Raw genomic sequence first — 15,433 nt, 5'->3', positions numbered from 1 at the left:
GTACACGAGCGATGTCAGAACGCGAACGTCTGCTGCCTCGGATGGCGCTCGCCGCGCGCGAACCCGGCGCCTTCGAGCGACAGCAACGCGCGTTTCCGTTCGATGCCGCCTGCATACCCGGTCAGGCTGCCGGAAGCGCCGATCACGCGATGGCACGGCACCATGATCGACACGGGATTGCGGCCGACCGCGCCGCCGACGGCGCGCGCGGCACTCATCGGCAGCCCGACGCGTTCGGTAATGTCGCCGTACGACACGAGTTCGCCGAACGGAATCGCGAGCAATTCCTTCCACACGCTGCGCTGAAACGCGGTGCCGCGCAGATGAATCGGCACCGAGAAGGTTTCGCGCGTGCCAGTGAAATATTCGGCGACTTCGTCGGCAACCTTGCGCGCGAGCGGCGACGCGTTGCGTGCATCCGCATCCGGTGCGACCGCCAGCGACGGATAGTATTTCTGGCCGACGAAGAAGAGGCCCGTCAGGGCGTCGTCCTCGATACGGATGGCGATGTCGCCCAGCGGGCTCGGAATCAGATGAGCGGGAGTCATCGCGAAGCGTCTCCATGAAGGCGCCACACATGCAGTGCGGCATATGCGCGCCACGGCGCCCAGCGCGATGCATGCGGCGCGGATGATGCGATGCTGCGCGGACGCTCGGCGGCGGCGGCGGCGCGCGGTGCAAGCCACGCGTCGTCCGCGGGGAACGCGTTCGGCCAGGCCATCGCACGCATCGCGACATACTGCACCGCGCGTTCGTCGAAGCCGGGCAGCGCGCGCAACGCATCGAGCGTCGCGTCGAGTGGCGCCATCGGTTCGAGCGCGAGCGTGCCGTCGGCGACTGCACGCGCCAGCGACACGATCGCCCGCGCCGCGTCACGTGTCACGCCGATGGCTTCGAGCGCCGTCGGCGGCACCGTCGCCAGCGTCGCGGCGGAAGGCAGCGCATGCGTGAGCCCCTGCGGTGCGTGGTCAACCGGCGTGCCGAAGCGTTCGGCCACGCGCGCCAGCACCGCGCCCGCCTGTGTCTGCGCCAATCGTTCGCCCGCGATCGCACGCATCGCGATCTCGAGCCCGTCGAACGCGCCGGGCACGCGCAGGCCGGGCGAGCCGTCCGCGAGTTCGCCCAGATGCGCGTCGATCACGTCCGGGCGGCTGTCGAGATCGAACAGCCGCCGCACGCGCGCGAGCACGGCCGGGACGACGGGCGTCAGCGCGGGCGACACCGTCACCGCGAGCGCGAACCGCTGCGGCACGTGCGTGACGGACAGCCAGCCCGTCACCTGGGCGTCGCCGTGCCCGTTCGGCAGTGCGACGACGCGCGCATAGCCGTGCGCATCGATCCGCTCGACGCCGTCGATCTGGCGCTGCGCGAGAAAGCGCATCAACTCGGGCCATGCGAACGGCGGCCGATACGGTAGCGGGAAGGTCATGTCGCCATTGGCGGATGCGCCGGCGCCCTTGCGCAGGCGCAGCGGATTGAGGCCGTAGCGCTGGCGGAACAGATCGTTGAAGCGTCGCACGCTGCCGAACCCGGCAGTCGACGCAACCACGGCCACCGGCAGCGCGGTATCGGTCAGGAGGCGCTTGGCCATCAGCAGCCGGTGCGTCTGCGCGAATTCGACCGGCGACACGCCGAACTGCGTGGCGAAGATTCGGCGCAGATGGCGCTCGGTCACGCCGACTCGCCGCGCGAGCGCATCGACGGAGTGCTCGTTCAGGAAACCGTCCTCGATGAGCGACGCGCCCGCGTCGGCGAGATTGCCGGACAGGTCGAGCAGCCCGTGGCCCGGCGCGAGCTCGGGCCGGCACCGCATGCACGGCCGAAAGCCGGCTTTCTCCGCCGCGGCGGCGGTCGGGTAATAGCTGCAGTTCCGCGCCTTCGGCGGCTTCACCGGGCAAACGGGGCGGCAATACACGCCCGTCGTCGACACACCGACGAAGAACCAGCCGTCGAAACGGCGGTTCCGCGAAAGCAGGGCGTCGTAGCAGGTGTCTGGATCGAGGTGCATGAGACGACTGTAAACCATCCGCTCCGCCGATTCTGGCTGGAATCGGACATGTGTCTCGACGCGCCGGCTCGCGTCATGCCCCCGTTTCGAACGCAGGAAAGTCCCGAAAAAACGGTTAATGCCACTCTGCGGAACAGTCATCTCTTTTTGCGTGGCTGGATTTGAGATGACTCATCGAAATCCCCGACTGACACGGCACCGGGCCAAGCCCTATTCTTTGAAAAACGTTTTCCAGAACTCGACGGACAAGCGGCCGGGCCACGCAAGGGGCGGGCCGGCGTCCGCCCCGGCGCCCGTCGCCGGTCACGGACAGACACCATCCAGCGGCGCGACGGGCGCGGCCGCGCATCGGAGACACTCATGCAATCTGCCGTCGTCGGCGCGGTGCGCGCGGCCGCCAGCCGCTACCGCTGGACCGTCTGTGCGCTGCTGTTCTTCGCGACCGTCATCAACTACATGGATCGACAGATCCTCGGCCTGCTCGCGCCGATGCTCCAGCACGACATCGGCTGGAGCCAGGTGCAGTACGGCCGCATCGTGATGGCGTTTTCCGGGTTCTACGCGATCGGCCTGCTCGGCTTCGGGCGCATCGTCGACTGGCTCGGCACGCGCATCTCGTATGCGGTCGCGATGCTGGTGTGGAGCATCGCGGCGATGCTGCACGCGGCGGTCGGCTCCGTGATGGGCTTCGCGGCCGTGCGTGCGCTGCTCGGGATCGGCGAGGGCGGCAACTTCCCGGCCGCGATCAAGACGACGGCCGAATGGTTTCCGCGTCGCGAGCGCGCGCTCGCCACCGGCATCTTCAACTCGGGCGCGAACATCGGCGCGGTGTTCGCGCCGGCGATCATCCCGGCGATCGCGGTGGCCTACGGATGGCGCGCGGCGTTCGTGATCATCGGCGCGATCGGCATCGTGTGGCTCGCGGTCTGGCTGGTGATGTATCGCACGGCCGACACGCGCGCGCTCGCCGCCGAATACGACGAGCCGCGCGACGAAGCCGAAGCGCTCGACGCGGCGAACGCGGATGCCGGCGCGCCGCGCTGGGGCGAACTGATCCGCAAGCGCGAGACGTGGGCGTTCCTGATCGGCAAGTTCCTGACCGACCCGGTGTGGTGGTTCTACCTGTTCTGGCTGCCGAAGTGGCTCAACGAGTCGCGCGGGATGGACATGCAGCATATCGGCCTGCCGCTCGTGTGCATCTATGCGCTGACGACGGTCGGCAGCATCGGCGGCGGCTGGCTGTCGTCGATGCTGTTGCGCGCGGGCTGGAGCGTGAACGGCGCGCGCAAGACGGCGATGCTGATCTGCGCCTGCTGCGTGCTGCCGATCGCGTTCGTGTCGCAGGTGCAGAGCCTGTGGATCGCGGTGCTGATCGTCGGCCTCGCGGCCGCCGCGCACCAGGGCTGGTCGGCGAACCTGTTCACGACGGCGTCCGATCTGTTCCCGCGCCGCGCGGTCGCGTCGGTGGTCGGCATCGGCGGGATGGCCGGTTCGATCGGCGGCGTGCTGTTCTCGGAAGTGATCGGCCAGGTGCTGCAACGCACGGGCCATTACTGGGTGCTGTTCGCGATCGGCGCGCTGGCCTACCTGCTCGCGCTGGCGGTCATGCACATGCTCACGCCGAAGATGAAGCCCGCGAAGCTCGACGCTTGATCGCATGCCGGAAAACGAACGCGCCGCCCCGGAGGCGGCGCGTTTTCATTTGCGATTTACGGAAACGAATTGACGACAAACAGGCGGCAGGCGGCGGACGCGACCGCGCGCTTCAACCGGCCGGGGCCGTCGACGCACGCATGATCAGCCGCGGCTCGAACGTCGAATAGCTCGCGTCGGTGCGCCCGGCGAGCGCGTCGATCAGCTTCTGCATCGCGAGTTCGCCCATGTTCTCGCTCTGGATGTCGATGGTGGTCAGCGCGGGCGCCGCGTATGCGCCGTACGGCACGTTGTCGACGCCGGCGACGGACACGTCCTGCGGTAGCCGGAACCCGAGCGACGCGGCTTCCTTCATGAAGCCGAGCGCGATCAGGTCGTTGTAGCAGATCACGGCTTGCGGGCGGTGCGGCCCGAGCATCACGCGCGAACATGCGCGCTCGCCGGCTTCGGCGGTCGGCGCATGCGCGTCGTGCACGTCGAGCGTGAGCCCCGCTTCGGCGAGACAGTCGCGCGCGCCCTGGATCCGTTCGTCGTTCACGCGCGCGGTGCCGAAACCGAGGTACGCGATGCGCGTATGGCCGAGATTGAGCAGGTGACGCGCGAGCATGTAGGTGGCGAGCCGATTGTCGATGCCGACGCTCGGGATCGGCAGGCCGGGGCTGCGACGCAGCAGCACGAGCGGCTTGTGCAGGTCGAGCATCCAGCCGGCCTGGTCGTCGGGCATCCGCGTGCTGACGATCAGCCCGTCGACGCGTTGCGCGAGCGCCTCGATCAGCGAGCGTTCGCGCGCCTGGTTCTCTTCGGTATCGACGAGCAGCAGCGTGTAGTCGTGCTGAAGCGCGACGCGGTTCGCGCCCTTGACGACGTTCGTGAAGTGCGGGTTGCTGATGTCGAGGATCACGAGGCCGATGGTGCGCGTGCGCCCGGTGATCATCGAGCGCGCGAGCGGGTTCGAACGGTAGCCGAGCCGCTCGATCGCTTCCTTGAGCCGCGCTTCGACGGTCGGCGAAAAGCGCTGCGTGCCGTTCACATACTTGGATACCGTCGCGACCGACACACCGGCTTCCGCCGCCACGTCGCGGATCGTCGGGGAAACTTTTTTCATCGGAAGGGTAACGTTTTCGTTCGATTGCACCGGATTGTGGCAGAAAAAGCCGGCGTCCGGCCGCCGACCGATATCGGGAAAGTGCGGATGACTGCGAGCGGATTCGACCATTGACGGTCGGCTTTTGTCCCGCGTATAGTTGGAAAACGTTTTCCGGTTCCGTCTGATTCCGCTCGGTTTCGGGCGACGTCCAGGACACTTCAGAACAGATTCAAGGAGATTCGATGAACGCCACATCCACCGGCGCACGCAAGCCGTTCGGGCGCCTGCTGCTGACCGGCGCGGCCGGCAACCTTGGCCGTCAGGTGCGCGGCGCGCTGGCGAACTGGGCCGACGTCGTGCGCGTGAGCGACATCGCCGCGCTGGACGACGCGGCCCCGCATGAAGAAATCCGGGTCGTCGATCTGGCGGACCGACCGGCGGTGATGGCGCTCGTCGACGGCGTCGACGCGATCGTCCACCTCGGTGGCATTTCGGTCGACGCGCCGTTCGACGATCTCGTCGATGCGAACATCACCGGCACGTACAACCTGTACGAAGCCGCGCGCAAGCACGGCGTGAAGCGCGTCGTGTTCGCGAGCTCGAACCATGCGATCGGTTTTCATCCGGTCACGGAAGTGCTCGACGCCGATTCGCCGCAGCGTCCGGACAGCCTGTATGGCGTGACGAAGTGCTTCGGCGAGTCGCTGTCGCGCTACTACTTCGACCGCTTCGGGATCGAGACGGTGTGCCTGCGGATCGGCTCGTCGTTCGAGGCGCCGAAGAATCCGCGCATGCTGGTGACGTTCCTCAGCTATCGCGACTTCATCGAGCTCGTGCGCTGCTCGCTGCTGACGAACCGCGTCGGGCACGCGATCGTCTACGGCGTGTCGGACAACCCGGTGAAATGGTGGGACAACACGAAGACCGGCTTCCTCGGCTACCGGCCGCAGGACAGCTCCGAGCAGTTCGCCGGGCTGTTCCCGGTGACGGCGCCGACCGCCGAGTACGACGATCCCGCGCAGCGCTACCAGGGCGGCGGATTCGTCGTCGGCGAGCCGATGGAGCGCAACGCGAAGTAAGCATCGCGGGCGCCGCCGGCGTCGCGGATCAGCGCAGGATGTCCGTCGCCTTGTGCCGTTCGTCCACGCCGTCGATCAGGCTCAACGGGCCGCTCGCGTGCCGCGCGACCCACTCACGCGCGCTTGCGGATCGGCCGCGGGTGCGGCACGGTTGCCGGCGCCGATTCCAGCTCGGCCGCTTCCTTGCCCAGCTTGTCGAGCATGCGTTGCGCGGCGCCCGCGCAATCCTCGCCGGCGGGCTTGTTCGCGATCTCGTCGATCAGCGCCTGCAGGTTGCGCCGGTTCTGCGCGAGCCGCTGTTCGAGCAGCGCGATTTCGTCGACCTTGTGCCGCAACGCCTGCAACAGTTCGTCGCGCGGCCACGCGCCGAGATCGGGCGGCAGCACCGCGCGGATCTCGTCGAGCGCGAAGCCCGCGCGCTGCGCGCGGTCGATGATCGCAAGCCGCGTCAGCGCTTCCGGCCCGTATTCCCGATAACCGTTCGCCTGCCGGCGCGCCGGCTCGAGCAGGCCGCTCGCTTCATAGAAGCGGATGCGCGACGCCGCGATGCCGCTGGTTCGCGCCAGCTCGCCGATCTTCATCGCTGTGCTCCAGAGGGGCTTGACCTTGAAGCTGACTTTAAAGTTATGGTTGGGCATCGTCAATCGAGGATGTCCACCATGAACCTGTTTGCGCCCCTCACGCTGCCCAATGGCGCGGTGATCCCGAACCGGCTTGCCAAGGCCGCGATGGAAGAGAACCTGGCCGATGCGGACCACGCGCCGTCCGACGCGTTGCTGCGCCTGTACCAGGCGTGGGCGGACGGCCGGGCAGGCCTGATCCTGACCGGCAACGTGATGGTGGACGGCCGCGCGATGACGGGGCCGAACGGCGTCGTGCTCGACAGCGACGCGCATCTCGACCGCTTCCGGCGCTGGGCGCAGGTCGCGCGCTCCGGCGGCGCGCACGCGTGGATGCAGATCAACCACCCGGGGCGCCAGATGCAGGCGGCGCTCGGCCAGACGACGCTCGCGCCGTCGGCCGTGCCGCTCGCGCTCGGCGCGCTGTCGAAGCAGTTCCCGGTGCCAAAGGAGATGACGGAAGCCGACATCGTCGACGTGCGGCGGCGCTTCGTGCGCACCGCGCAGCTCGCCGAGCAGAGCGGCTTCACCGGCGTGCAGATTCACGCGGCGCACGGTTATCTGCTGAGCCAGTTCCTGTCGCCGCTGACGAACCGCCGGCAGGACGGGTGGGGCGGCAGCATCGAGCACCGCGCGCGGCTGCTGCTCGACATCGTGCGCGAGGTGCGCGCGACGGTGTCGCCGGCGTTCGTCGTGTCGGTCAAGCTGAATTCGGCCGACTTCCAGCGCGGCGGCTTCAGCGCGGACGATGCGAAGCGCGTCGTCGAACTGCTGAATCCGCTCGGCGTCGACCTCGTCGAATTGTCGGGCGGCAGCTACGAAGTGCCGGCGATGCAGGGCGAGGCGCGCGACGGGCGCACGCTGGCCCGCGAAGCGTATTTCCTCGAATTCGCGCGGGACATCGCGGCCGTCGCGGCCATGCCGCTGATGGTCACGGGCGGGATCCGGCGCCGCGCGGTGGCCGAGCAGGTGGTCGCCAGCGGCGTGGCGATGGTCGGCATCGCGACCGCGCTGTCGATCGAGCCGAACCTGCCGCGCGACTGGCAGGCCGGCAAGGACAGCGCGCCGGCGCTGCAGCCGATCCGCTGGAAGAACAAGGCGCTGGGTGCGCTGGCGAACATGGCCGTCGTGAAGTTTCAGCTCGCGCGGTTGAGTGTCGGGCGGCGCACGCACCCGGGCGTGTCGCCGCTGCGCGCGCTGGTGTCGCAGCAACTCGCCGCGCAGTGCCAGACGCGGCGTTACCGCAAGTGGATGGCGGGGCGGGCGGCGCGCTAGCCGCGAAGGCGCGGCGTCGGGCTGCCCGATGCCCGCTCACACCGGATACGCATCGTCGACCTTCAGGTTCGCGAGCCGGAACAGCGTGCGCAGCGTCTGCGGATGAATGTCGCGGTGCGCGGCGAGCGACGTCAGCATGAAGTCGAGGACCTTCGCGTAGCGCAACAGCACGAGGCAGCGCGCGAGATCCGCGTTGCCGCCGCGCATGCCTTCCGCGTAGTTGACCATCTGGGTCGACAGCGTGCGTGCCATCTCGAGTTCCATCTGCTGTTTTTCCGTCCATTCGGGCTGCGGCTGTTCGAGCAGTTTCGCGAGAAAGATCTGGAACGACGTATCGGATGAGTTGGGCAGCGCATCCATGAAGAGCCTCATAACTTGCGTGGATCGTTCGGGCGTGTCCGATGGAGGCCCCGATCCGGGTTCATGTCCGCGCCGATCGGCGGCGCGATTGTCATCCGATGGGAATGCAGGTTCCGTACCAGCCCCGCGATCGAAGTGTTGAGCAATGTTGACGCGGGGCGCGGCGGCGGTCATCGCGTCCCGCCGATACTGGCTTTCACGAAAAATCGAGAAGGGCGTCCATACGCCGTGTGCGATCGCGCGGGGCAGCACGGCAGGGGCCGGACGAATGAAATGCTTCATCGATGTAACGTAACGCCGGGCTGAAACGGGCCGTGTGTTTCGTCGACGAATCGGGGGAATGTCGTGTCGCGCGTGTGCCGGTGCCGCTCCGGGCGTCGGCCCGAGGTCGGGACGGTCTCGCGCGGCGAGCCGCGGCGTCACCCGCCTCACGACGAACGTTCGCGACGCATGCGCCGGATGTTTCATATCCGAGACGTCTCGTTCGCCGCATGCCGGATACGTGCGCAACCTGTGTCACGCGCGCCGCCCAACTGGCCCAGCGAATAACCGGAGAACTGTCCATGGGCAGCCGCGCCGTGTTTGCGAACAATCACCGCATCATCTCCGCGAGGTTCGACATGAGCGTCCACGCCTTCTTCTCGGCCAATCTGCTGCTGGCCTACACGGCCTATTTCGTCGGTACGGCCAGCCCCGGCCCGAGCAATCTCGCGATCATGTCGGTCGCCGCGAACCACGGCCGCAAGGCGGCGCTCGTGTTCGCGCTCGGCGTCATCTCGGGTTCGATGTTCTGGGCGACGGTGGCCGCGCTGGGCGTGTCGGCCGCGCTGCTCGCATGGTCGCAACTGCTGGTCGCGATCAAGCTGTTCGGCGGCGTGTACCTGCTGTGGCTCGCGTTCAAGTCGGGCCGCACCGCGTGGTCGGCCAAGGCGGCGGCCACGCCGAAGGCGACGGCAGACCGGAAGCTGTCGCGCTTCTACGTGCGCGGCGCGATGCTGCATCTGACGAATCCGAAAGCGATCCTGGTGTGGGTGTCGATCGTCGCGTTGTCGTCGAACGGCGCGGGCGCGTCGCACGGCGCGGTCGTGCCGGGCTGCATCGCGATCGGATGCCTGGTGTTCGGCGGCTATGCGCTGGTGTTCTCGACGGACGGCGCACGCCGGCTGTACGTGCGCGGCCGCCGCGCGATGGAAGCGTGTCTCGCCGTGGTGTTCGGCGTGGCGGGGATCCGGTTGCTGGCGTCGAACGTTTGAATCGTGTGAACCGTGTGAGCGGACAGCCCGCACGCGTGCAACCAGACGAGCGATCCGCCGCGCGAACACGCGGCGGATCGGCTTCGGCGCTTCAGAAAATGAAGCCGGTGTTGACGAACTTCGAGTAGTGATCCGACACGATCGAATCGAGCAGCTGCTTGCTGCCGTCGGTCTGCTTCGCCGCGACCATCGAGCGGATCGAGAACGCGCGCAGCGCGTCGGTCACCGACAGCGTGCCTTCCGCCGAATCCTTGCGCCCCGCGAACGGGAACACGTCCGGCCCGCGCTGGCACTGGCAGTTGATGTTCACGCGGCACACCTGGTTCACGAGCGGATCGACGAGCGCGCCGATCTGCGCCGGATCGGAACCGAAGATGCTGACCTGCTGGCCGTGCTCCGACGTCGTCACGTAGTCGAGCGCGGTTTCCACGTCGTCGAACGGCGCGACCGGAATGATCGGGCCGAACTGTTCCTCGCGATACAGCTTCATCCCTTCGGACACCGGATACACGACGGCCGGGTAGAACAGCGTCTTGCTGAATTCGCCGCCCGAATGGTTGACGACCTGCGCGCCCCTGGCCTTCGCGTCGTCGATCGCGTCGGTCATGTATGCGGTGCGATGCATGCCCGGCAGCGGCGTGATGCTGACGCCTTTCTCCCACGGCATGCCGATCTTCAACTGTTCGAGCGCGGCGGTGAAGCGCTTCAGGAATTCGTCGACGATCGAGCGATGCACGAGCAGCATCTTCAGCGCGGTACAGCGCTGGCCGTTGAACGACAGCGCGCCGAGCAGGCACTCCTTCACGGTGAGATCGAGATCGGCGTCGGGCAGCACGATCGCCGCGTTCTTCGCATCGAGGCCGAGGATCGCGCGCAGGCGGTGCGACTTCGGATGCTGCTTCTTCAGGTGATCGGCGACCTTGCTCGAGCCGATCAGCGCGAGCACGTTGATCTTGCCCGACGCGAGCATGTGCGGCACGACCACCGCGCCCGGCGCGTAGATCGTGTTGATCACGCCTTTCGGGAACGCGTCGCGGAACGCCTCGAGCAGCGGCTCGAACAGCAGCGTGCCGTACTGCGGCGGCTTGAACACCACGGTGTTGCCCATCAGCAGCGCGGGGATCAGCGTCGCGAAGGTTTCGTTCAGCGGATAGTTGTACGGCCCCATGCACAGCACGACGCCGAGCGGCGTGCGGCGGATCTGGCCGATCGTGCCTTCCGCGATCACGAAGCGCGAGTTCGCGTTGTCGAGCTCCTTCAGCGCGTCGATCGTCTGCGTCATGTACGTGACGGTGCGGTCGAACTCCTTCTGCGAATCGGCGAGGCTCTTGCCGATCTCCCACATGATCAGGTTCACGACCAGCTCGCGCTGCGCGACCATCCGCTTGATGAAGTCCTGCATGCACGCGATGCGCTGCTCGACTTTCATCGTCGGCCACTCGCCGCGGCCCGAGTCGTACGCGCGCACCGCAGCGTCGAGCGCCGCATCGCTTTCCGTCTCGCCCATCACCGGATAGCTGCCGATCTCCATCTGCGCGACGCTGCCGTCCGGCTGGCGCACGCACACGGGCGACAGCACGGTCTTGGTCGCGCCGTCCCACGGGCGCAACTCGCCGTCGACCAGCGACACACGCTGGTGGATCGGCGCGGCGAGCCGAAACTCGGCGGGGATGTCTTGATAGGCGGGAAACAGCTGCTGCAGGGAGGCGGAATCGGGCATGACGGTCTCGTTTGACGGGGTGTCCGGGAAGGACGGGCGATGCGGAATCCTGAGCTGAACGATCCTCGATCCTGAATCGGCATCATGACGCGCGGACGAAGCGGCGTCACGTGGCGTCACGCGACGGCATGGCCGAAACGCGGAATGGAACCAGTTCCATTTAAAAGGAACGCCGAACCGATTGCAAGATTTGCCGAATGCGATCGCACGACACGTAAGCGATTTGAAGGAATGTGTCCGAATGGCGGGTATAAGCGGCGTAGAGCGTGCGCAAACGTTTCACTTCGGCGGGATTGGGCGGATAATGGCCCGACGCGGCGAAGAAAAAATTGCCCCGGAACCTGAGAGAAAACATACGCAGTGAAGAAAAGAGAGAAGGTCCGCCGCGCTGCCGAAGCGAGGTCGGCTGCCCGGAGCGCCGGGTCGGGGTTGCCCGGCTCGGCGCGCACCGGACTTTGAATGCGTCCCGCCTGCTTGGCCCCATCCTTCGTGATCCTCTTCAGCGTTCCTTCCCCGCCGCAGTCTCCCCGAGTCCACCTTTTTTCATAGCGGCTACCGCACGTTGCGGCCGATTGAATCCTTTCGTTTTGATGCGAGCCAAGCGGCTCGATAGCGCAAAACAGAAAGGCATTCGTCAGGAATGTGAGGCGCGAATGCGCGCTCGCGTTGCGGGCAGGCGACACGCCGAAAATTAACTAAAAACACGAATCATTCTCGTTTATTATTTCGCCCCATTACGAGCCGTGATGACACGTTACGGCTTTTTTCGTGCCGGTCGTGCCGCCCGGCAGGCACGACGGGGCGGTCCTCCGCGCGCGTCGTCTTCCTGAAGGAACGGGCTTCGTCGGTCGATTCGCCACGCGAGTCGCGCGCTGGCCGGACACGTTCCCGTTCGCCGTTTTTATTCGACACCTCTACGTTCACGATGAAACTCAACAAGAGCGCCCGTCATGCGCTTCTGATCGCCACGGCGCTGGCTGGCGCCCGCACTTCGTTTGCCCAGGCGAGCGATGCCGCCGCGACCCTGCCCGCGATCTCCGTCAACGCGGCCGCCGACCACGCGTCGTATGACGGTGGCCGCTCGCGCGCCGCGACCAAGACCGACATGTCGCTGATGGACGTGCCGCAGACGGTGAACGTTGTCCCGCACGCGGTGATCGAGGACCAGAACGCCACGTCGATGCAGGATGCGCTGCGCAACGTGCCGGGCGTCGGCTTCTCGGTGGGCGACGGCCAGCGCGACCAGATCACGATCCGCGGCTTCAACAGCATTACAGACCAGTACGTCGACGGCATTCGCGACGATGCGCTGTACTACCGCGACCTGTCGAACGTCGATCGCGTCGAGGTGCTGAAGGGGCCGGCTGCCGTGCTGTACGGGCGCGGCTCGGCGGGCGGTATCGTGAACCGCGTGCTGAAGCGGCCGCAGGCGAACCCGGTGAACGATGTGGGCGTGACGCTCGGCACGCGCGGCGAGCGGCGCGGCGAATTCGACCTCGGCTGGAATGCGAACGACGCCGCACGCTTTCGCCTTACCGGCGCAGCCGAAAACTCGAACAGCTTCCGCGACCAGTTTCAGCTCAACCGGCAGGCGATCGCGCCGTCCGCGCAGTTCAAGCTCGACAGCGACACGGTGCTGAACGTCGAATTCGACTATCTGCACGATCGCCGTACGTCGGACCAGGGGCTGCCAGCGTACCGCGGCCGGCCCGTCGATGTGCCGATCAACACGTATTTCGGTTCGGCCGATGGGGGGAACAGCTCATACAACGACATCTCCGCGAAGAGCGCGACGGTGTCGCTCGATCGTCGCATCAGCGATTCGTTGTCGTTTCACGGCGCGATCCGTGCGTATGACTTCTCGCTCGAACGCAAGAACTACGTGACGTTCGAGCCGATCAGGACGTCCGCGCATCCGGTCGTCACGCTCGACCAGTCGACGCGCCAGCGCACCGACCACGGCATCGACGGGCTGTTTGAGCTCACGCAGAAGACATCGCTGTTCGGCATGCGTCACGAGCTGCTGTACGGGCTCGAACTCTCGCAGCAGCAGAAATTCGACACGGTCTACAGCGTGACGAAGGTCGCGACCTACGATCTCTTCAATCCGCAGCAGGTGGTCCTGCCCGGCGTGCCGACTGGCGCGCCGGCGAAGACGAACGCGTCGACCGTGGTCGGGCTCACGGGCGTCTACGCGCAGGACCTGATCTCGCTGACCGAACACTGGAAGGTGCTCGCGGGCCTGCGCTTCGACTACCTGAGCCAGATCCGGCATGACTACACGTCGTCGAACGTCAATCTCGACCGGACCGATCACGCGTGGAGCCCGCGCGTCGGCCTGATCTATGAACCGCTCGAATGGCTGACGTTGTACGGCTCGTTCAGCCAGTCGTTCTCGCCGCTGGCCGATACGCTGATCAGTTCCGGCGCGTTCGCGAACGGCGCCGCGCTCGCACCGCAGAAGACCACCGCGTATGAAGTCGGCTCGCGCTTCGACCTTGGCGGCAAGGCGACGGCCAGCGTTGCGCTGTTCGACATGCGCCAGACCAATCAGCAGATCGGCGACCCGGCGAACCCGGGCTATGCGCTGCCGATCGGCACGCAGCACGTGCGCGGGATGGAGCTCGGCTTCACCGGTGAGATTGCGCCGAAGTGGTCGGTGTATGCGGGTTACGCGTATATGAACGGCACGGTTGACGGCTCCCCGCAATCGACGGCGGCCGGCCTCACGGTGTCGAGCAACACGCCGGGGCTGATGCCTCGCCACAGCGCGAACCTGTGGCTAAAGCGCGAGCTGCCGTACGGCTTCTATGCGGCGGCCGGCATGCAGTTCCAGTCGGCGCGCTATACGTCGGCGAGCGATCTGGTCACGCTGCCGTCGTTTACCGTATTCAACCTGGGGGCCGGCTATCGCAGCAAGAAGGTTGACGTGACGCTCACGCTCGACAATCTGTTCAATCGCCGCTACTTCATCGCCGCGCACGGCAACGCGGACCTGTACAACATGCCCGGCGATCCGCGTACGCTGACCGCCACGGTGAAGTGGCACATGTGACGCACGTCACGCATGTGGTGCGCGACAATGCGGGTCATCGTCGTGATGGCCCGTCCCCCGGCCAGACGGGATATGCCGTCTTCGACGGGGGTGCGACGCTCGTGATCCGCGATCTGAATACGGCGTGCCCGGGGCTGGAAACGCCTGACAGTGCGCGGCTGGTGAGGGTCGTCGCGGCCGGTGTGCCGCCGGTGCGGCACGCATGCAATGCCGCCGCGCCGTACCGTAAATAGCCGGAAGCGCTGTTACTCGACGTCCTCGTCATCCTCCGCGTCGCCGTCCTCTTCCCCCTCCCCCTCCCGCCCCGGCGCCGCATACGCGCTCGCCTGCTCCAGCAACCACGCACGAAACGACTCCAGCGGCTTGCTGTGACTGAACTCCGTCGGATACACGAGGTAGTACGCCGAATCGCCGACCGTCGCCGCGTCGCACGGCACGACGAGGCCGAGCTGCTGCAACTGTTCCTCGACGAAGAACTTCGGCACCAGCGCGATCCCGAGCCCGGCCGCGGCCGCGCTGATCAGCATCGTGTGCAGCTCGTAGCGCACGCCCTGCATCGTGCGGATGTCCTCGACGCCATGCGTCTCGAACCACTGCGCCCAAGCGCCGGGACGCGTGGTCGAGTGCAGCAGCGGATACGCCAGCAGATCCTCCACGCGTTCGACCGGCCCGTCGAGCAGCGCGGGAGAGCAGATCGGCACGACTTCCTCGCCGAACAGGTAGTCGGACGACGTGCCGGGCCAGGTCGGCTTGCCGTAGTGGATCGCGGCCTCGAAGTGCGTGTCCTCGAACGAGAACAGGTCGGTGCGGCTGCCCATGTTCACGCGCACGTCCGGCGTGCGGTCGTAGAAACTCTTGATGCGCGGGATCAGCCAGTGCGACGCGAAGGTCGGCAGCACCGCGAGCTCCAGGTAGCCGCCGCCGCTGCCGTGCGCGATGATCGACAGCGTGTCGCGATCGAGCGCCTCCAGCGCGCGCCGCACCTGCGTGCCGTACAGTTTGCCGGCGCGCGTCAGCACGACGCGCTGCTTCACGCGCGCGAACAGCCGCACGCCGAGGCTTGCCTCGAGCGTCGCGATCTGCCGCGATACCGCGCTTTCGGTCAGGAACAGCTCCTTGGCCGCGTGCGTGAAGCTCTCGTGGCGCGCCGCGGCTTCGAAAGCCACGAGCGCACCCATGTTGGGGATCTTGAATTTGCGCATGATGCTCGTTTTGTCTGACGAACGGACCCGCCCGCGGCGGGCCGGAGGACGAATGCGGAGACGGCCGATAATTCCAAAAACTCATCACGTGTCAATTTAATCTCGCTTTACGCCCCGCTGC

At 66.8% G+C, this 15,433-nt stretch carries 13 protein-coding genes and 1 pseudogene; 6 read left to right on the top strand and 8 right to left on the bottom strand.

Annotated elements, in window-relative coordinates:
• Positions 1-14: 14 nt before the first annotated feature.
• Entirely contained in the window at positions 15-548 is a 534-nt protein-coding gene (locus tag HWX25_RS02480) for a methylated-DNA--[protein]-cysteine S-methyltransferase (RefSeq protein ID WP_175906847.1), read from the bottom strand.
• Positions 545-2,026 (bottom strand): DNA-3-methyladenine glycosylase 2 family protein, encoded by a 1,482-nt coding sequence (locus tag HWX25_RS02475; RefSeq protein ID WP_175906845.1) that lies wholly within the window; start codon positions 2,024-2,026, stop codon positions 545-547. The genes HWX25_RS02480 and HWX25_RS02475 overlap by 4 nt, the downstream gene beginning before the upstream one ends.
• A 342-nt stretch (positions 2,027-2,368) precedes the next feature.
• Here HWX25_RS02475 and HWX25_RS02470 point away from each other — a divergent pair, with 342 nt between their 5' ends.
• On the top strand, positions 2,369-3,661 hold the full coding sequence (locus HWX25_RS02470; RefSeq protein ID WP_175906843.1) for an MFS transporter: 1,293 nt from the start codon (positions 2,369-2,371) through the stop codon (positions 3,659-3,661).
• 112 nt (positions 3,662-3,773) lie between these two features.
• Here HWX25_RS02470 and HWX25_RS02465 read toward each other — a convergent pair whose 3' ends face one another.
• On the bottom strand, positions 3,774-4,877 hold the full coding sequence (locus HWX25_RS02465; protein WP_175906841.1) for a LacI family DNA-binding transcriptional regulator: 1,104 nt from the start codon (positions 4,875-4,877) through the stop codon (positions 3,774-3,776).
• A gap of 113 nt (positions 4,878-4,990) precedes the next feature.
• On the opposite strand from HWX25_RS02465, the gene HWX25_RS02460 reads away from it, so the two are divergent.
• Positions 4,991-5,827 carry an NAD(P)-dependent oxidoreductase gene (locus HWX25_RS02460; protein ID WP_059819723.1) on the top strand — a complete coding sequence of 279 codons (837 nt, stop codon included), beginning with the start codon at positions 4,991-4,993 and terminating at the stop codon, positions 5,825-5,827.
• 28 nt (positions 5,828-5,855) lie between these two features.
• On the opposite strand, the pseudogene HWX25_RS02455 reads toward HWX25_RS02460, so the two are convergent.
• Together HWX25_RS02455 and HWX25_RS02450 are read right to left on the bottom strand one after the other, a co-directional pair.
• A pseudogene (locus HWX25_RS02455) lies at positions 5,856-5,930 on the bottom strand (DUF1330 domain-containing protein); the annotation flags it as partial.
• Between the two features lie 10 nt (positions 5,931-5,940).
• Positions 5,941-6,408 (bottom strand): MerR family transcriptional regulator, encoded by a 468-nt coding sequence (locus tag HWX25_RS02450; protein WP_175906898.1) that lies wholly within the window; start codon positions 6,406-6,408, stop codon positions 5,941-5,943.
• 78 nt (positions 6,409-6,486) lie between these two features.
• Between HWX25_RS02450 and HWX25_RS02445 the strand changes: the two genes are divergently transcribed.
• Complete coding sequence (locus tag HWX25_RS02445; RefSeq protein WP_175906838.1) at positions 6,487-7,722, top strand: NADH:flavin oxidoreductase/NADH oxidase family protein; 1,236 nt, start codon at positions 6,487-6,489, stop codon at positions 7,720-7,722.
• Between the two features lie 36 nt (positions 7,723-7,758).
• Here HWX25_RS02445 and HWX25_RS02440 read toward each other — a convergent pair whose 3' ends face one another.
• On the bottom strand, positions 7,759-8,082 hold the full coding sequence (locus HWX25_RS02440; protein WP_059466123.1) for a hypothetical protein: 324 nt from the start codon (positions 8,080-8,082) through the stop codon (positions 7,759-7,761).
• 620 nt (positions 8,083-8,702) lie between these two features.
• Between HWX25_RS02440 and HWX25_RS02435 the strand changes: the two genes are divergently transcribed.
• A complete protein-coding gene (locus HWX25_RS02435) occupies positions 8,703-9,335 on the top strand; it encodes a LysE family translocator (RefSeq protein WP_059819738.1) in 633 nt (210 codons plus the stop codon).
• 91 nt (positions 9,336-9,426) lie between these two features.
• On the opposite strand, the gene HWX25_RS02430 is transcribed toward HWX25_RS02435, so the two are convergent.
• Positions 9,427-11,055, bottom strand: coding sequence for an NADP-dependent glyceraldehyde-3-phosphate dehydrogenase (locus HWX25_RS02430; protein ID WP_175906836.1), 1,629 nt, complete (start codon positions 11,053-11,055; stop codon positions 9,427-9,429).
• A gap of 925 nt (positions 11,056-11,980) precedes the next feature.
• Here HWX25_RS02430 and HWX25_RS02425 point away from each other — a divergent pair.
• Positions 11,981-14,110, top strand: a complete 2,130-nt coding sequence (locus HWX25_RS02425) for a TonB-dependent siderophore receptor (protein ID WP_175906834.1) — start codon at positions 11,981-11,983, stop codon at positions 14,108-14,110.
• Positions 14,107-14,343, top strand: coding sequence for a hypothetical protein (locus tag HWX25_RS02420; protein ID WP_175906318.1), 237 nt, complete (start codon positions 14,107-14,109; stop codon positions 14,341-14,343). Before HWX25_RS02425 ends, HWX25_RS02420 begins: the two co-directional genes overlap by 4 nt.
• A gap of 12 nt (positions 14,344-14,355) precedes the next feature.
• Here the strand turns inward: HWX25_RS02420 and HWX25_RS02415 are convergent, their stop codons facing one another.
• Positions 14,356-15,312: a LysR family transcriptional regulator gene (locus HWX25_RS02415; RefSeq protein ID WP_175906832.1), complete on the bottom strand. Its 957-nt coding sequence runs from the start codon at positions 15,310-15,312 to the stop codon at positions 14,356-14,358.
• Positions 15,313-15,433: the final 121 nt, after the last annotated feature.

The sequence above is a fragment of the Burkholderia sp. BCC1640 genome (genome assembly GCF_902833125.1).
Classification (GTDB): Bacteria; Pseudomonadota; Gammaproteobacteria; order Burkholderiales; family Burkholderiaceae; genus Burkholderia; species Burkholderia diffusa.
This window is presented reverse-complemented; position numbering and strand designations above follow the sequence as displayed.